Origin of the sequence: Paenibacillus thalictri, assembly GCF_004307995.1 — a bacterium.
In the GTDB taxonomy this organism is placed as follows: Bacteria; Bacillota; Bacilli; order Paenibacillales; family NBRC-103111; genus Paenibacillus_AF; species Paenibacillus_AF thalictri.
Map to the genome: position 1 here is coordinate 18,866 of NZ_SIRE01000003.1, position 18,972 is coordinate 37,837.

Consider the following 18,972-nt stretch of genomic DNA (forward strand, 5'->3'; position numbering starts at 1 on the left):
AGTACAAGCTTGCGAAAAACAAGTACAAATCATATAATAAGATCATGAAAAAACGAACATCTTCCGTATGTCCAATCGTATATTCGCTCGACATCTGGGGCGATCCCTGGAGCTTGATCATCCTTCGGGATGTCCTGATCCACAACAAACGGTATTACCGCGAGTTTCTCGCTTCACGAGAGCGTATCTCCACCAACATATTGAGCGCACGCCTCCAATCGCTGGTTGAAGCGGACCTTCTCGTGAAGACCGAGGGCGAAACGAATCGTGCGCAGACGATGTACCGGCCAACCCAGAAGGCGCTTGATCTGTTTCCGGTCATTTTTGCCATCATGCACTGGGGGCTTAAATACAATCCAAATACTGACATGAGTATACCGATCATGAAGGAACTAGTAACCGACGAAAATGGGCTGAAGCAACGCTTGTTACGCAATTTTGACGATGTTAGCGATCCTACATTGGGGCAGTGACAACTAACCCGGTCCCCCTTAGCTCCACCAAATACCACGCACAAACGGCAGAAATGCCGTTTTTTTGTTGATATTTTATGCTGTCCACTCATATGAGATGGTCATATTGATGGTTAGAAAATGAGTATGGCAGCATCTACTGATGAATCGCCGGATTTGATTATCTGCCAGATCTATATATTTCTTGACCCAAAGAAATTTTGCATATTATTATATACCTAAAGGAATATAATTGAGCGTCGAAGTCGGAACTACGAAAGATCAATGATTAAGGGAGAAGAAAAATGAAGAAGACGGCCATTATTCTATGCATGCTTCTATTAGTATTACAGACGTTCCCGATGCTTGGCGGGATAAAAAAAGCGCATGCGGCAATGGCCGGAGGCGGTACGTCCTTAAATCCCTATATCATCATGACGCCGCAGGACTTGTCCGACATTCGCAATAATTTGTCGGCTGCCTACAAGCTGGGAGCGGATATCGATCTGGCGGGGTATGATAACGGGGATCATAAAGGTTGGCTGCCCATCGGTGATACCTCCCATTTTTTTACCGGAACGCTGGAAGGGAACGGATATGCAATCCGGAACTTAACGATCGACCGCACTTCTACACACTTAGGACTGTTTGTCGGCATTCTTTCTCCGGGCAAAGTGAACGATATTCATTTGCTGGATGTTAATTTGAAAGGTTTTCAATATATAGGCGGCATTGCAGGCGCTAATTCCGGTACGATCTCAAATTCGTATGTAACCGGTAGTGTATACGGCAGTAGCGCTTATATTGGTGGAATGGCAGGATTTGCTGCCGGTTCCTTCCAAAACTCGTATGCAGCCGTCAACGTAAGTGGTACCTCGCGAGTTGGTGGATTGGTGGGTGACTTTGCCAATGGCGGGAACATCCTAAACTCGTATGCGACAGGCAGCGTAACAGGAACTAGCAATGTCGGCGGTTTGGCAGGAAATGTAGCAGGTGGCTTTACTGCTACAAGCATCCAAAACTCGTACGCAACGGGCGATGTAACGGGAACTAGCGCTGTTGGCGGCTTGGCAGGGAAAATCTCCGGTGACTCCACTTACATCGCCAGCATCCAAGGTTCGTATTCGACAGGGATTGTAACGGGCAGCGGCAGCGATATCGGCGGTTTGGTGGGGCTAGCAACATCACCGTCAGACATCACGGACTCGTTCTGGAATATGGAAACGTCCGGTCAATTGACCAGTGCTGCGGGAGCCGGGAAAACTACGGCACAGCTAAAAATGCAGAGTACATACTCAGGTTTGGATTTTAATACGGTTTGGGGCATTCGCGACGGAGAAACGTACCCGTATTTGCTTGCATTCAAACCCATTCTTACCGTCAATCCGCTTACGCGGGTATTGTATAACTTATCTTCCGGGCAAAATGAGGTTTCCGTGACAGGGACGGTTTATGACGCCAGCATCGGCGTACACATGAATGTCGATTATGTCGTTAAAGACAGCTCGAATGCCACCGTTGCCAGCGTAACGCACAATACCTATTCCAACGGTGGAGCGCAAGCGATTGTCCGCACAGTTCCGCTGACAGGGCTGGTTAGCGGAAGCTATACGTTAATGGTTTCAGCCACGCAGTCTTATAATGCACCTGTTGCGGCAGCGCCGCTGGCTTTTACAATAGACGCCGACCCGCCTTCCGTTAGCTTCGGAACCAACGGGAGTAGCTGGGCGCAGTCGGCATCCACTACGGTAACGGTAAACGACACGGGAAGCGGAGCCGATGTCTCAACGCTGCAGTATGCATGGACGCAAAGCACATCTACGCCGGCAGGCGGGTGGACGAATTTCTCCAGCGGAGATACGCTAACCCAGCTTAGCGGCGATGGGAATTGGTATTTGCACGTTCGCGCTGCAGACGTTGCAGGGAATGTTACGAATATAATTTCGAATCCGTTTATGATCGACAACACGGCTCCGACTGCCGCTATATCCAGTACAGCAGGCGGCACAGTCAACACAGCTTTCCCGATTACGATCACCTTCAGCGAACCTGTAAACAGCTTTAATGCTGGCGGCATCGTAGTAGGCAACGGCACGGTTTCAAACTTGACTTCCGTCAGCGCCTCTGCTTACACGGCAACGGTTACGCCGATCTCGAGCGGTCAACTGGTAACTGTTCAAGTTGCTGTCAATGTGACGACCGATGCGGCCGGGAATGGCAACACAGCATCTACAGTAGTCAGTTTCTTGTATGACACGACTAAGCCAACCGTTGTTTTCGGCGGTTTCACAGCCAATCAGGTCTTCTCCAATCCGCCGAGTGCAGTGTTCGTTACCGTCAGTGAAGCTGTATATTGGGTGGCAGGCGGTGCGCCGTTGACTTCGGCCAATGCGCTTGCGCTTCCACTTATTACGATGGAGAAAGATAACGCGGCTTTTTCAACCTATTCGTTCAGCTATGATGAGCTCTCTCGAACATACACCCTGACATTTAACGGCATGCTTGGAGACGGCGTTCGCAGCTGGCAGCGTGTTGAAAAATGCAAGTAACAATATGCTGGACGCAGCAAACACAAGCTTCACCGTGACCGCGCCGGCTGTAACCGGTATGTCTGTTACCCCGGCCAGCTTTACAAGCGCAGGGGGCAACGCGACCGTCGCCGTCACAGGCTCGAATCTTCTCGGGCAGACTGTCAGCATATTTTTGGATGGCGCAGAAGCTGCAACGGCGAACGTTAGCAGCCCGTCAAGAGCATCAGGAACCATTGTGTTTCCGCCAAATACGACGACAAGTGATCAAACGCATACCATTACGGTGTATCTAAATGGCGCCGCGCTTTCAGGCGAATCCGCAGCCGTGACCGTGTCGCGTGTACCGGGCAGCTATACGAGCAGCAGCTCCAGGTCTGCCATTCCTGAGCCAGTCATTGACAATAACGGCATATCGCTTAACCCCACTACCATCGACATGACGAAGCCGTCCGTCACGCTGGAAGTTACGCCAAAGGATGGCGTAGCCTATATCAGCATACCGGCAACCATCTTAACCAGCATCGAGGGCAAAAATGCTAGCTTTTTCATCGAGATCAAAACTCCATATGGCAGCTATCAAGTACCGGTCAATCTAGCTTCGCTCATTCCGGGGCTGGAGGATTTGCTGGATCAAAACAACCTTCAAGCCGAGGATATTAGCTTCAACATCGTGTTGACCAACAAGTCCGGCGACAAGAATATCCAAACGGCATTATCGAATGGCTTGCCTAATGGCAAAGTGATGGGGGCAGCTGTTGATTTTCATATCGATATTTTCAACACGAAGACAGGGCAACAAATCGGGACGGCGGATCAATTTGACAAGGCGTTGACAAGAATCATTCCGATGCCGAAAGACATGAGTGTCATCCCTGTGCAATGGGGCGCGTTCCGTTATAACGAAACGGCGCAGAAGTTTGAGTTTGTTGCCGCCAAGAAGGTCGAAATTGACGGTGTGTGGTGTATGATGATCAGCTCCTATTCCAACAGCGTATATGTCGTAGCGCAAAATGCGGTCAGCTATACTGACGTGCAAAAGCATTGGAGCCAGTCGTTTGTCGAGCTTGCTGCGGCGAAAGGGCTTGTGGAAGGCGTTGGCGGCGGGCTATACAATCCCGATCAATCTGTAACTAGAGCGGAGTTTACCGCTATGTTAGTCCGGGCATTGGGACGCGGCACAACTACAAGCAGCATAGCGGCATATGACGATGTGAAGCAAGGGGTATGGTATTTCGATGTGGTAACGAAGGCCAAGGAGCTTGGGCTGCTAGGCCTTGTGAAAGGAAGCCGCTTCATGCCGGATCAGCCGCTCACGCGCGAAGAAATGGCGAGCATGCTGGCGGCCGCGCTTGCGCTTGAGAAGCTGCCGCTGTCTAAGGAATTTACAAACATGGACGGCTACAAGGATATTAATAGCGTTGACGCGACTTACCTGGATGACGTTCGCACCATCGTTACACTTCAAATCATGACAGGTACAGATGAGGATACATTCAGTCCGAAAAGTGAAACGACACGCGCACAGGCGGCGGTTGTGTTTATCAGGACGCTGCAAACACTGGGATTAATTGATAAATAAGCGTCATCATTAAGCCCGCTTGAACAGAGAATTTTCTGCTCAGGCGGGTTTGTCCATGTCTATGGCAGTGAAACGGACTCGCTTGGGAGAGCGCATCGCTGCCAAAGATGAGGTCAGGGTACCATATAAGAAGCCTTTAAATGCAAGGATTTCCGTGTATTTAAAGGCTTTTTTCGATGCCTAAATAGGCCTTGTTAAAAAATAAAAAATCCAATTCAAATAATGAACTCAACTTAAGCAGCATGAAATTGGCAAACAAGCCTTGATGTTGCTGGGCAGACGGGCAATCCGATTCAGAAGTTGACGCTGAATCAGAGCCAAAAGCTTTTTGCCTGCTTTTGTAGCGATTTCGTTGACGACATCAAGCAGTTGTTGCAGGGCGACCACCCAGTCGAGTGTGCCCACTTCATTGCACAGCAAATAGAACAAACCGCCAAAGGTGTGAGCGTCCGTACGCTGCCGATGATGCCAAGCCAGTAGAATATATCTTGAGAACACAATCGTCGTATGGCTGACCAGCAGATTATAGGAACGGCCGTGAAACTCCTTCTGCAAACGGAGCAGTGACTTGGTGCATTTGAAGAAGACTTCGATGTCCCAGCGGATCGCGTAAATACAAATCACGTCCTCAATAGAGAGCGTCAGATCCGTCGTCAGCTCCGCGAGCCACTCATTCTTCTTCGAGCAATGACGGACAAACACCACATGAACAGGGATTCCATAAGCCAGTTTGGTTCGGATCGAACTAAGGACGCGCTTTTTGCTCTCTACAGGAGACGCTAACACGTATAGTTCTTTCAGCGACAGCTTCTTGCATTAAACAAGGAGACGCTTATTGTCGTTCTTGACCATGCCGATCACGTCGAGCCCACGGGGCAACGACTTCACCAATGAGAGGCGCCTGCGTGAACCAACTGTCCATTAAGACGTAGGATGCGGTGGTTCCGGCTGCTAAAGCACGATCAAGCATGTTACCTGTTACCTGCGGAGCCGATTGGTGCGTTTCCTGCCGCCGTTTGTCGAGGTTCTCGCTCATGCCGTTAATCGCCGATTTGCTCGAGCTAAGGAGCGCAAAGTCCAGCGGCAGGAAGGTGTGACCGTAAGACCAGCCCATGGTGAGCATTCGAAATCCTTTGTAATAAGCGCCGGTAGTATGTTCTTTGAACTTAGTAAGTAGCTCTACGGCTTTTCTACGATTACGTTCGAACATCGCATCGTCGATGATCATGACTGAGTCCCGATCCGCAGACGTAAGAGCACTGACCTTCTGCACCTTGGCGACGCTAAGCGACGTCAGAAAACGACGCCAGGCAAAGCCAGCATGATTGAGAAAATGATAAACCGCATCCTTACTAGCCATGGAGTCGCCCTTACTGCTCTCGAGCAGGCGAAACCAGTTCTTCTGATGGAACAAAAGGACGAAGCCAAGTTGAAACAGACGGGCACGCTAAAGCCAAATCGCTTTCGAAATCCAGCTAGCTGAAGATATCTCAGCACGTTGAGTTCTTGAAAAATCATTTGGCAGTTGATTCAGGTCGGGTTGGTGGGCAATCATAGGGTAGGCACCTCTTCGGTTTGAAGTGATTGCTCGACACTCTCACTTTATCAAGCGAAGCGGTGTTTTTCTATTTTAGCAAGTCATCTATCTGATTTGCTTATAAATTCTGTAGCCACAACGATTCAAGCCAATTCTCGCTCTGCGAAAGTTGAGTAATGAACAAGAAAATTTAGATTTGAAAATATCCTTAGCTTGTTTAGGAAGCTGTGGTTTATTGGTTCAATCCACTAACATCAATAACATAAGCATGTATGGTTTGGGTTCCTTTCTTAATCTCGCTGTCACTCGTCCATTTCCCTGTGATCATTGCACTGCCCGTCTTAAAAGCAAAGGGTCCAGATAAGAGTAAGTATTCTCCGTTGTAGGGAATTACGGCAGTATTTCCATCGGTAGTCAAAATTTGCGCATTAAACCTTACCTTTTTATTTCGATAATTGCTCAAATTATCTAAGCTAATCTCCGCATAATCGGGTTTAATACGGGTAAAGCCATACATTCCATCGCGGAACTCATAGTAGGATTGCTGACCGGCCCCATTGCCTGTAGTGTTGTCAACGAGTAAGATGCCTGAGCCCTCGATTTGATAACGATCTGCTTCCACATCCCAAATCTTCCTCAGGGCAGAGCCTTCCAGCACGTATGCAGCATAACGGAATTGGCGATTGGTTGAGCTGCCTTCAATGAGAATAAGAGGCTGGCCTTGGACACTCAATTTAGGTTCAAACCGAACCACCTTCGGTTGAATATCTTCGATGTTGCCTACAGCATAATGTACATTACCATTCTGCAGTAGTCGGGCCAATCCGAGTTTCTTTCCCTCTACTCCAATGACAGATACAGTCGAATTAGCAGTTCCTTTACTATTGTGTACGATAGTGTAATTGCTGCCCGGAGCTGCCTTTTGGAACAATCGACCGGGATCATTCTCAAGCATGCGCAGCTCTGCATCTCGCACACGACCTGACGTATCTGTTAAGGCACTAAGCTGTTGGTACAATTCAATGCCCTTGTCATAGTTAGCAGATGAAGCCGTGAATTGTTCTGCTTGCTTTATCCACTCTCTCACATGGTATTGGATCAAAGCTGTTACTTCATTACTCGTGCTTACCCAGGACTCATTGCTCTGAAATGCTTTTGCTTTAGCTGCATACTCAACTATGTTATTTTGCTCGAAAATTTGTTGCAGCTGTTCCTTGGCGTAAGTTTCGATTTTGGCAGGCATCCATGCAAGCTCAAAACCTTGATCTTGGTAAAGCTTTTGAATGCGAGCGGCTTCAATCAGTGCATCTTCAAAGCTTTTCTCTAGTAAGATAGACCCTAGTCTGGCTTGTTCGAATGAATCTACGAGTGCCACTCCTTCGTCTATTTGTTTGGTGTTGTCCTTATCATAAATTGCATAAAGACTCAACAGTTGTTGCAACTCTGGGTCATCCGAAAAAGTCTTCTTGCTTAGTTTAGACTGAATGCTTTTTATCAATCGTTTTCTGGCATCCGAGATATCGTCTGAAAACAATTTATCCAATTTATAAAAATCAATCGCCTGACTGAAGACTTTTTTTGTGAACTCTTCTGGATCGGAATCATATTTTTCTTTCTTTTCTTTGTAACTTGAAAAAGCGGCTAGCAGGCGGGATACGTCTTTAGCATCATTAGCTGACTCCACTTCTGTTTTAATGGCAGTGAGTATGTTTTTAATTTGGGAGACCGGTTGAAGTTGAAATAGTGCTTCTTGGGTTTCCTTGTCTTTATAGTTTAGTGACTGGTTAGCAGCAGTGGAGCGGTAATGTTCCTCAGCTTCAATAAGCCTGCCGGAGGCAAGGTTTGAAGCTGCCAAGTTATAGTCCTGAATACGTATCCAGCTCATGTAAATTTTATAAAATGTAATGGCTACAGCACAGATAACCAGTATAAGCATGATGCGACTGTACCAGGCGGAACGCCGATATGACATAGAAAACAAGGTAAGGTTCCTCCCTAAAAAAGCCCTTGGAATTCTGGATCGTATTCATATTTAAGTTTAATGGCATTTTTTACTCGGATGACTAGTTCGGGATACTTTTCTGGTTCCGCGGTGATTTGACGGCATAAACGAAGTAAGGATTCTCGGTGAAGTTCCGGTACTAGATAATGAATAAAATTGTGAAAGGGTAATAAGTAACCTTTCACAAGCATTGCTGAAGATGCAACATGAACGAGAAGTTCTCGCCCATAAGGAAGAAGTAAGATTTGTTCTTTGTACAAAATCACATATTCAATGACAGCTCGATTCACTAGCTGTGGTTGAAGCCTTATGACATCTAGTAAATAAGAGGTGAAGTTTTTATCGAAAGTGTCGGGAAGTAAGCTGCTAAGTTCAAGTTCCATGTCTTTACGAAGAATGAAATGTTGCAAACACTTGATCTTGTTGAGCCTAAGTGCATTATTATCAATTAATTGACTTATTTCTCGAAGTTTTTCGTAGGCGTCTTTATATCGGGAAGCCTGCAAGTCAATCTCTGCTTGCTCCAAGTCTTTATGCAATCCGACTAGTATTATATCTGTTTCTTTATGTAAAATTTTTTGAAGTCGGTATTGCTCAACATCTGATGAAAATTGACGAATTATGTATGCGTAGCCTAGTAAAAACGATATGCCTATGACAAGTGCAATTATTAGCTCAGTTAAATTACGAGCTGTGAATACAGCAATACTCACTAGGACGCCAACCCACATTAGACTACTTCTGCTGAGTCGCTTATTAAGCGCATGAGCCACATCGCGTAATCCAGTATAAGTAGATTTATGCTGGCAGGATAAGCAGCTATCCCCCCATAAGGTTGTATATGAACCGCATCGGCGACAGAAACGGATCCGTTCAAATTTATAACGTTTTCTGGGCAAACGGCGAAAGTGAACAGCGGATTTAACGTTCATTTACGATCACCACGATTTAGCTGTTCTACGAATTGGGGGTCCAAATGTGATATGTTCATTTTTTTACGGCGGCAAGAAATAAAAAACAGCCACTTTAAGAATACATAGCCGACAATGCAAATTAAGATAACATAAGTGAGCGACATACTAGGACTGACCTCCTGCACTAGAGATGGCAAATGATTATTAAAAAACTTTTAAGAAAAGGGTATTCCTAAAAAAATGTAGAATTTTCTCAATATTCCAGTTAAAATATGTTCATATAGCTAAATTATAACTATTTTGTATGAGACTATTTTACTACCACATACATATTATTGCCAATAGTTAAGATAGCAAATATTAGCAGTTGTGTATATAGTTATGGAAAATAAAGCATCTGGAGGCACGTTACACTGTGAATATTTTTACCCGAAAATTATGTATTACAACACTTGCCTTAGCCCTACTAGGTCCCTTTTCACATATTAAGTCATTTGCAGCAGGAACTGATTCGATAAAAATGGATGCGGTACTTTCAGTGGACGTAAGTAATTCGATGAATGAAAGCGACCCGAAGAATCTTGGATATGAAGCAATGAAAATGTTTATTGATATGTCTATGGTGGATGGTGACAAGATCGGTGTAGTTGCATATACAGATCAGATCATACGGGAAAAAGCGCTTGTAAAATTGAATTCACCTGAATCTAAGCAAGAATTAAAGAGATTCATAGATGAACTCAATCGCGGCCCTTATACGGATGTTGCTGCAGGTGTGGATGAGGCGGTTAAAATTTTGGAATCCACAGAAGGGGAGCAGGGACGAACTCCACTAATCGTTTTATTGACTGACGGTAATAACTCTTTAAATAATAACCAGACTCAAGAGCAATCCGATGCCAAATTAAGCCAAGCCCTGCAGAAGGCAAATAATCGGAAAATCCCTATTTATACAATTGGTCTGAACGCTGATGGAAAGCTAAACTCGGATTTTCTCAAACGAATCTCTGCGGAAACCGGTGGTAAGAGTTTTTCAACAAATAGTGCTGGCGATTTGCCAAAAATTTTAAGCGAAATATATGCTGATCACCAGAACCTGAAAGTAATTCCGCTGGAAGAGCTTATAGGAAATGGGGACTTTCAAGACGTGAAGGTGACGATCCCGAATGCTAGTGTTGCGGAAGCAAACATATCAATGATTTCTAAGGGAGCTGTAGAGGTTAAACTCACTGATCCATCAGGTAAAGAGCAAGCCCTATCTTCCCCCAACATTATTTACACTGTCTCAAGTGCGTATTCCCTAGTTAAGCTATTGAGTCCAATTCAAGGTGAATGGAACCTAAAGGTAAAAGGTGTAGATAAGGATAAGATCGATATTAGTTTGGTTTATAACTATGACATACAATTGATGATGTCTCCGTTATCAGCTACATCATACAAGCAAGGGGATATTATACCGGTGAGAGCACAATTAGTTGCAGCTGGACAGCCGGTGGAGGACCCGAATCTTTATAAAAACTTAAAAGCAACTCTATTGGTGACGGATATCACGACGAAGCAGAAATCCGAATTGCAGTTAACAATTGGAGCACAGGCTGTTGATGGTAAATTTGAGATCAAGGATGCGCATGAATATGAGCTTAGGGCGAAGGTAGAAGATGCTAATTTCGTGCGCGAGTCGCCCTCTATCAAGGTGAGTGCTATCGCAAACACATCTGTAACTGCAGCCGCTGTACCACCTACAAAAGCTCTGGTTGCTGAGACAAAAACCCCCTGGTCATTCTATGCAATTGTGGCTGCCATTCTACTTGTTATTAGCATTGGGACGGCTTTTGGTATACTGGCTTGGAAGAAGGCTACTCGTGGTTTCGTAGGGCAGTTTGAGCTGGTTGTCAAAGACGAGGATACTGGGGATAAAAGTAGTCCTCAGTACAAGCGACTCAGTACATTTCGCGGACGTGTACAGCTGCATCAATTGCTACAGTTGCTTCCTGAGTTTGCTGAGACCAAGAATCTTATTTTCCGACCGGGCAAGGGAGATACTTTGATTCTGGAGAACCGGTCGGGTTGCATTGTAGAAAAAGGTGGGCGGGTTGTCGAAGCTTCCAAGGGTCTTGAGATAAGAATCAATGACCGAGTGCATATTCTACTTAAGCAAACTAACAAATCCGTATCGCTGGAATACTTGCGCTAATTACTTTTTTTGGAGGGTTATTATTTATGAAACCGATAATTCGAGAGCACATACAACAACTGGATGTACAACAGGGCGGGGGGATCGTCAGCGATAAAATCCGTGTAGATACTATCGACCACCCGATGCTTGTTATCGGTCTTGGCGGTACCGGCATTGACGCCTTGTTGCGCGTGAAATACCATATTAATCGACGTTTCAAGCTTCCGGAAGATCCGGTATCGAAAAAGAAGCAAGAAAAGCCGAATAACATCGAGTATTTAGCATTCGAGACAAATGAGGGAGATCGTAACAAAAAACATAATGGAATAGGGCTTGATACTCTGACTGAATTTATGTTGCTTTCGAATGCTGAGATCGGTAGTGTACTACATAATCGTAGTTTACTCGAACCTTATATCAAGGAATGGCTATCACCGGAGCTACTTGTCACAGATGGAATGAAGGGAGCATCTGGAGTACGTCAAGCGGGGAGATTGTTGCTCTTTACAAAGATTAACCAAGTAGTGCAAACAATAGAGCGGAAAATCCGGGTATTGACAGAGGGTACTAGCAAAAAACTGATCGTTTTTCTTTTAACTGGAATATCTGGCGGCACTGGTAGCGGTTGCTTTCTCGATATAGCATATATCATCCGTGGGCTACTTGAACGTCAACACAGCAATGCTGGAGGAGACAAGGTCGATATTTTGGGATATTTATTTACTCCAGATGTCAATCTAGCCAATAAGAGTTTGACGGAGCATACTCGGGAATACATCAAGAAAAATGGCTACGCTGCGTTAAAAGAGCTGGATTATTGGATGAATGCAGATGAGCGTGGTGAGCGTTTCCGTCAACAATATGGCCCGAACTTAAAAGTGAATCTTCGAATGGCACCTTTTGACTATGCTCATCTCGTTTCTGCAACGAATCTGGATGGGAAATTATTGGAAAATAGCTATGAATACTGTATGAACGTAACTGCGGAAAATATCACTAACTTCATGGCGAGTGAAGATAAAGTTTCCGGCCAGGAATTTGCAATTCACGATTACATGAGTAATATTTCCACTAATATTAAGCAGATGAATCGTCCATTTGCAGCGAATTTTCTGTATAACATACTAGGTGCCTCCTCTGCAGTTTTTCCGATTGAGGAAATGACGACCTACTTAGCTTATAAGGTGTTCAGGCATATGGAAACGATGTTCGATAAGGCACCGTCCCAGGACGACATTGATAAGCTGGCGAACCGAATGGGTTTTGATCCAGATTCCGTTCACCGTGAGATGAACCGCCGAATCCCTGATCGTCCGTTGGAAGGGTACCAACATAGCGAACGGTTAGGTTATCAAAATGTCATTAAAACACAGGCTGTCAACTTGGATACGGAACTTGAGCAGAACTTCCTTTCGAGAGCACGTGAAGAATATATTAAGACTAGAAAGCAATTGCCTGGGGAAGTTTACGAACGGGCTGCAGAGGCACTTAAGAAAATTTTTATAAATCCGGGACAAGGCCCTTTTTACGCCTCGCGTCTGCTGTTCTCCGATAAAGGGTACTGCTTATTGAAACAAATACAAGCATACATAGAATCTCTTAAGGAAAGTTTGTATCGGTTACCAAGAGATCTTGAAGCAGCGAAAGAGTTGTCATTACAGCGGTTAGGTGATGCCAGAAAGGCATTGATTTCTAAGAGTACAAAGAAAGATGCGTATATAGAAGCAAAGATCTCGGAGTTTCTGCTTCATGCTGATCGTGAGCGAATGAATCAAATGATCGAATTTTACGAAGAGCTCTACACCCTAATCAATCAAGAGAATTCTCGGATTTACGAGGTGTTTACCGAGTTGCTCAATGAGTTAAATTCCATTTTCCAGAAAAACGCTGATATTCTTATTAATGGTCAAGAAGAAGTCGATCACAAAGGGAACAAGACTTATTATTGGAATGTAGTTAGTGTTCCCGATGTAGAGAAGTTGGTAAGCCAAGTGATTGACGAAAAAAATGTGGACCAGCTAATCCGCGATTTTACCGAGGCATTGATGAGTCGATCTAACCGGTGGGTACGTGAGCAGGAGGTTGATGTCGTCGGCTCAATCTCTGAGTTTCTATCTGAGCATTTCGGTGGTCTGATTACGAAAACAATGGAAGAATATTTGGCAATTAAATATGGAAACGATGAAGCGCTTGATAAGCTGGTGGAGCGGAGAATTGCGAATCGCCTTCACGAGGAGGCGAAACCAGTGTTTCATCTGGACAACAGTATGGGCAACTATAGTTTCCCTGCTGTTGGTTTTGTATCTGTTCCTAATGACGCTCCGAATATCTATAAGGGTATTAATAATTTTAAGGATCTTTCTGTATCAAACGCCAGTTTTACTATCAAGGAAAGTCAAGTGAAAAACCGGATATTCTGGCTAAACACTCATAATGGCATACCGCTATATCTATACCGGCCACTCAAGAACTATGAAATCAGTTACGAAAACTCGATTCTTGAACCAGAAGGAGTAGGTCGTCATCTAGTGCAAACAGATAAACTTAGTTGGACAAATCTCCCTTCTCCAATCCCAGAAAAATCGTGGGGGGAGACGTATCGGAATGAACGAGTCCAAAAGTATAACTCCACCATTCGGAATTTGTTCGAGGAATTAATCGAACTTGGGTGCATTCAAGAGAAGTCGGTGGATAGCGGAGTTAGCAATCGCTATGAATGTCTCCTGACCGAGAAGCTCGATCTGGAGCGATTTCTCAGTGGGTATTCAATGCAGTTGAATGCTGACAGACCTAACTTTACAGAAGTGAAGAGATGCCTTCAGGACCTTCGCCGCATGTTGGAGCAAGGACTAGTTATTGAAGAAAAGAAAGATATCTTCGGCAGCACGACGAAAGAATTTGCAGTTGAGAATTTTATCCGGTTCCCAGAACTGACACGGCGGATGCGCGAGGAAGCAGTAAAATACCAAACTGTTAAAGGGAAGATTGAAGAGTTATTAAAAATAATAGAAGGTCATGAGGACGAAGAAAAGCAGCTCATTCAATTTATAGAAGCGATCTATACACAAACAATTCGCAAAAAAGGCGCTTTGATCGTTTATGACTATGAGGGTGATGAGGAACCGTGGGACGCATTTGTAAATTTAATGCAATCGAACAAATATATTGAGTACGAAATTTATAGTAAATTTCGTCAACTGAATGAGCGGAAAATGATTTTACTACAACGTAAATCGTCCAAGAGAGCTCAGCAATTGGCGAGTTCTGAAGATATTCAGCCACTTCTCAAGGGGCTTAAGGAGATGGCCGCGGGATACTCCGAGGCAAAGGCCAGGCTGGAATACGAACGCTCTGAGGAGCCAAATGGAGAAGAGTTGTTCCGATTTTACCGTTCAGTCACTGTCAAAGTGGGAGACTTGCTCAACAAGCTGAGCTAACGATCAGAATCGAGGGAAGAGCATGCGGGAAACAATAACCGCTTTCGCAAACGAATTTGCTATGAAGGCGGATGACTCACAGAACGCAGTAGACGAAAGAACTAGCATCAATAACCCCATTGTTTTCCTGTTTTTAGGCGATGGGGCCACGGAGGCTCTTGCAGTCGTTCAGCAACTGAATAAGAATAGATGGATGAACAGTGCGGGTGTTGTCTATTTGCACATCCACTCCGGTAGTACAATCACGGGAGATAACATTTATAGTTGGCGGATGGATCCTCCCAAAGAAGATAAGCGGATGTTTCGTCCCGCATTATACCGCAAATTTCTTACAGACGAGTCCAAACTTTTCGAGCTGAATGTACAATTGCGGCGTATGAATAGCCGTATAGCGGAGTATGGCCAGATGTATCCTTCATTGCAACGAGTTCATACTGCAGTCATTACATGTCTCGATGACCCCTTTAACGTATTGGTACCTGAGCTGACCGTCATGTTGAAATCTGTATTCAGCCGGTCTTTTCGTTCTGTCCAGACAGACCTATATGTTATGCAGCAGGAAAATGGCGAAGAGGAGGGTTACGGGTATGCTTCTTCCTTAGGAGTTGGATTCTTGCTGGAGATAGATATATTTCAACGCAATGACTTTTCCCTAGTTGCTGATTTAGAGGTGACTCAGGAAGGGGTAAAGTTGTCATGTGTTCATAAGGCTTCACCTTTATTCGAACTAGTTTACTTGATGAGCAATCGCGATGAACAGGGGATTGTAAATAAGGAAGGTATTTCTTATAACTACGAGCTAATCAGTAATTTGAACATGCTCAAAAACCAAGACTCACAAAAGGAATTTAATTCTGGCAACAATCCCTATAATAATCAGCAATTTATCCAAAGTCTAGTCGTGAAAGATGATGGCAATCGTAATAGTTATGTATCTGCAGGCTATGCGCAAGTTCGCCGACCTAATAAAGCTATCGCACTCACATCACTAAATCATTTGTTTGGCCATTTAATGCAACATTTAGAAGCGACCAGCCTTATTCCTGAACAAGATATTATGGAGAAGCTCGGCATCCACCAAACCGAGATGGAACGCAAAATTCGTGGACGATTGCCGGATCGTCAACAGATGATTGAGGATATGTATGGTATCATGCACAAGGAAATTTCTTATCGTGAATTAAGACAACTCACGATGCAACAGGCTGAAAGAGAACTCTATGGGGAGACTGCACTTGAGTTTTTTCAAATGGTGTTCAACGAAGTATTGAATATGATTGAAGGAGAACAATTTAAAAACTCAATCTATGCACATATCCATGATCATATCTTGAAAAATCCAAGCTACGGTTCCTATAGTGCGTATATTTGGACCGATCCAGATCGTAAGGGAGGAGTTGTCCAGACTGTCCGCGATTGGATGAATGAAGTAGGGAAGGAAGTCGAGCGGATCAAGGAGGAGCTTTTTCACCTCGGACAAGAACGGGTCGATCTACAGAGTTCCCCTAAGTTTTCCTTATTCGGCCGATTTAGCAATAAATCGGTAGTTCGTAGTGTTACTCACCAAATATTGGGGAAAATCTATAGTTTGAGATACGACTTACTGATTCAACAGATGCTTCACAGAATGCTGAAGCTTTACGGGGTTGTATTAAATTCCATCCATGAGCAGACGAGAGTACATATGGATCTGCTAATAGACACACAGGAAATGTTGCTGGAAATGAGTCTCGCGGATATGGACGAGACCGCCGATTATCTTGGACGTAATTTGAATGCATACTACGCTAAAGTGGTCGAAGGCATCGTAAAGGAGTGGGAGCAACGCTGGGGCAAGCAATTTTTCTTCGAGGATCATTTTTTTGGAACCATAACTGTGCTCCTAGAGCAAGGTCGTGAGGCGCTAGTCCAACGGTTGCTGGAAGTCGCCGAACAGGACCTATTCAGCCATGCAAGCTTTCATGAGGAGTTTGAAATCGAGCTGCTGAAGAGAGCTAATGTTAATGCCAGACCTAATGTCGCAACGCTTACCCCTCAGGAGCTGTTCCGTGATCTTCACATGACGCTGGAGCGTAAGGCGGCAATACGTCTGGATGTTTATCGGACTGCAAACAAGTATAGGCACGAGGAAAAATATTTAATAGGTGATGTAAAGAGCGAGTTTTTACAGTATGTATTTTCGATGGAACAGAAGCAATCCTCAAGTAAAATCGGGATTATCGATGAGAAGAAACGAAGCGGTGTGGAGAAGCTTAAAATAATGGGAGGATTCCGACTGCAGGATACGATGTTCTTCAGAAATTCGGTAAGATTGTATCGTAATTATGTGAAGCAGGGTTATGAGTTTCATCCTGTGACAGTTTACTACCCAAATGGCTTTAACCTTGTTACTGAAGAAGGGGAGGAAGCCGTTTGAAGCGGGAATTGAATGTCTTGTTATTATGCGCAAGTTTCATAGGAGGACTGGCAAGCTTTATTGTAGGGGAGGTGCTCCTTGGATATGGTGAGGGGCATATTCATGAAACTTTGCTAATGGGACTTTATTTTGGGCTCTTTGCGTTAATAGTAGGGCTAGCGTGCTTAGTGGCGGAGATGATTTCACCTGATCTGAACGGTACTGCATGGAGATACCGGTATTTAGGTGATTCGTGGAAGCTCTTATTTCCCGCATCGTTTATTTTGTTATTTCTGGCAGGCTCATTACTGCAGTTTATTTACGGCTTATCTTTCGGTAGGGAGGTTGCGCCCCCCAGAGATTATGCAATGGTCATCGATATTTCTGGCAGTATGGCACAGAACGATCCTAACAGACAAAGTCTTCAAGCGGCACAAAATTTGATTCAGCAGATGGATCCGGACAAACGAGCTGCGATCGTACTTTTTAACGACGAGCCGAAATTGTTGCATCCGATGATTCAACTCATAGATGAGCAAGCCAAACGCAATCTTACATCTAGTATCGTCTCGGCTCCTAATCCAGATAAAGGTACGGATATTGGTAAAGCGTTAATGTTCACATCCGAACTTTTGAAAGATCAACGACAGTCTGACCGTCGGGCAGCAGTAATCCTCATTTCAGACGGGGTAAGTGATATTGATATAGATAATGTACTCAAACCTTATCAAGATAGTGACACTGAAATTCATACGATTGGATTTAAGGGTGGGGACTTGCTTCTGAAGAAGATCGCTAGCAGAACGGATGGTAAATTTTATCGCGTAGGAGAAGCCCAGCAATTGACCCAAGTGTTTACAGAAATTTATCGAAATGATAATAAACGCTACCTTGTCGGGGAGCGAACGGGAATACAGGCGAACAGCGCAGCATATAAGATCATGCGGATTGGTTTTATTACCCTACTCGGATCATTACTTGGACTGATGCTAGGAATCATTTTCGACAACAAGCATTTAGCTCTGAGATTTAGCAGCGGCGGTGCTGTGGGAGGTTTGCTAGCAGGGTTTCTCCTGGAGTTTGGGCTACAAGAGACAATTGTTCCAGCAGGGTTTCGTGGGGGGGCTGACATCTGCATGGCCATAGTTCTTGCATTTTCAACGGTTGCAGTACCGGTTCAACAAAATACAATCAACTCTTCGACTTTTCGTTACAATGAGACTCGAAATAATACGGACCAGTTTACCAAGAAGGGTAAGGACAGCAGTAGTAATGGATTTCGTTAGGTAGGAGGTAGCAGGTATGTTAAAGGTGATGGAGCCTTCACCGAGTCAAAGGATAGACAATATAACAGGACAACGGCAACAAGATGAATGTTTATTGAATTGGAATTGGCCCAAGAATGTCCAATATGTTTATATCTATACGTTTCAAGATGAGGAAGAATTGCCTCCTGAGCAACTTGATGTTAAAAACTTAAAGCTTATAACTCGAGAAGAATATAAAATGATGGGCGGTTACCGAGAACGTATTGGCTTCGTCGGCGCACGTTCATATCGGTGTTTTCCGTGCGTTATGAATGATGGAGAATTGATTTTGCTTAAGCAGCAGGATAATAGAAACCTGTTGCAGATAGGTGGTGTTCGTGCGCAAGTAAGGTATAGCATTAAATACGGCTGGGGTTTATTCAGCAAGCGTAAGTCCGTGCTGCTCAAGTTATTTTGTGAGAAGCAAGTCCCTCGGGAGGCGTTATGCTATGTAAAAAAATCAGGTAGTGAGCCGATAAACCGTGAGGATGGAATTGTCTATCCCTTTCCCTGGGACTTTACGATAGGAGAACACTATTTACCAGAGTTTGAAGTTGGTAAGCAAGAATATGTACGCATTTTCTTTACTAATGGTAAACGTTATGGAGAAGCCTTTGAACTGATCAGAGAAAAGTGAGGGGA

The 18,972-nt window shown here is 44.5% G+C and carries 10 protein-coding genes and 1 pseudogene; 8 read left to right on the forward strand and 3 right to left on the reverse strand.

Annotated elements, in window-relative coordinates; all coding sequences use genetic code 11:
- Positions 1-44 precede the first annotated feature (44 nt).
- From EYB31_RS02405 to EYB31_RS02415, 3 genes are all read left to right on the forward strand, one after another.
- Positions 45-473, forward strand: coding sequence for a winged helix-turn-helix transcriptional regulator (locus EYB31_RS02405; RefSeq protein ID WP_131011689.1), 429 nt, complete (start codon positions 45-47; stop codon positions 471-473).
- Between the two features lie 311 nt (positions 474-784).
- Complete coding sequence (locus EYB31_RS02410; protein WP_165452161.1) at positions 785-3,001, forward strand: Ig-like domain-containing protein; 2,217 nt, start codon at positions 785-787, stop codon at positions 2,999-3,001.
- Positions 2,985-4,562, forward strand: coding sequence for an S-layer homology domain-containing protein (locus tag EYB31_RS02415; RefSeq protein WP_131011691.1), 1,578 nt, complete (start codon positions 2,985-2,987; stop codon positions 4,560-4,562). The genes EYB31_RS02410 and EYB31_RS02415 overlap by 17 nt, the downstream gene beginning before the upstream one ends.
- A gap of 228 nt (positions 4,563-4,790) precedes the next feature.
- Here the strand turns inward: EYB31_RS02415 and EYB31_RS02420 are convergent.
- The 3 genes and pseudogenes from EYB31_RS02420 to EYB31_RS02430 form a co-directional block, all read right to left on the reverse strand.
- Positions 4,791-6,117 (reverse strand): annotated as a pseudogene (locus tag EYB31_RS02420) (IS4 family transposase).
- Positions 6,118-6,331: 214 nt separating this feature from the next.
- Positions 6,332-8,080 carry a hypothetical protein gene (locus EYB31_RS02425; RefSeq protein WP_165452162.1) on the reverse strand — a complete coding sequence of 583 codons (1,749 nt, stop codon included), beginning with the start codon at positions 8,078-8,080 and terminating at the stop codon, positions 6,332-6,334.
- 14 nt (positions 8,081-8,094) lie between these two features.
- Positions 8,095-8,814, reverse strand: coding sequence for a hypothetical protein (locus tag EYB31_RS02430; protein ID WP_131011693.1), 720 nt, complete (start codon positions 8,812-8,814; stop codon positions 8,095-8,097).
- A gap of 616 nt (positions 8,815-9,430) precedes the next feature.
- Between EYB31_RS02430 and EYB31_RS02435 the strand changes: the two genes are divergently transcribed.
- Genes EYB31_RS02435 through EYB31_RS02455 form a run of 5 tightly spaced genes read left to right on the forward strand, consistent with a single transcriptional unit; the run spans position 9,431 to position 18,967 of the window.
- Complete coding sequence (locus EYB31_RS02435) at positions 9,431-11,209, forward strand: vWA domain-containing protein (protein WP_240762015.1); 1,779 nt, start codon at positions 9,431-9,433, stop codon at positions 11,207-11,209.
- 26 nt (positions 11,210-11,235) lie between these two features.
- Positions 11,236-14,628: a tubulin-like doman-containing protein gene (locus tag EYB31_RS02440; protein ID WP_131011694.1), complete on the forward strand. Its 3,393-nt coding sequence runs from the start codon at positions 11,236-11,238 to the stop codon at positions 14,626-14,628.
- Positions 14,629-14,650: 22 nt separating this feature from the next.
- Positions 14,651-17,044, forward strand: a complete 2,394-nt coding sequence (locus tag EYB31_RS02445; protein WP_165452163.1) for a hypothetical protein — start codon at positions 14,651-14,653, stop codon at positions 17,042-17,044.
- Positions 17,041-18,309, forward strand: a complete 1,269-nt coding sequence (locus EYB31_RS02450) for a vWA domain-containing protein (RefSeq protein WP_131011696.1) — start codon at positions 17,041-17,043, stop codon at positions 18,307-18,309. The genes EYB31_RS02445 and EYB31_RS02450 overlap by 4 nt, the downstream gene beginning before the upstream one ends.
- A 16-nt stretch (positions 18,310-18,325) precedes the next feature.
- Positions 18,326-18,967, forward strand: coding sequence for a hypothetical protein (locus EYB31_RS02455; RefSeq protein WP_131011697.1), 642 nt, complete (start codon positions 18,326-18,328; stop codon positions 18,965-18,967).
- Positions 18,968-18,972 lie beyond the last annotated feature (5 nt).

Coding starts and splice junctions, on each gene's coding strand:
- EYB31_RS02405 (WP_131011689.1), top strand. CDS start 45: ATGAAAAAACGAACATCTTCCGTATGTCCAATCGTATATTCGCTCGAC.
- EYB31_RS02410 (WP_165452161.1), top strand. CDS start 785: ATGCTTCTATTAGTATTACAGACGTTCCCGATGCTTGGCGGGATAAAA.
- EYB31_RS02440 (WP_131011694.1), top strand. CDS start 11,236: ATGAAACCGATAATTCGAGAGCACATACAACAACTGGATGTACAACAG.
- EYB31_RS02445 (WP_165452163.1), top strand. CDS start 14,651: ATGCGGGAAACAATAACCGCTTTCGCAAACGAATTTGCTATGAAGGCG.
- EYB31_RS02455 (WP_131011697.1), top strand. CDS start 18,326: ATGTTAAAGGTGATGGAGCCTTCACCGAGTCAAAGGATAGACAATATA.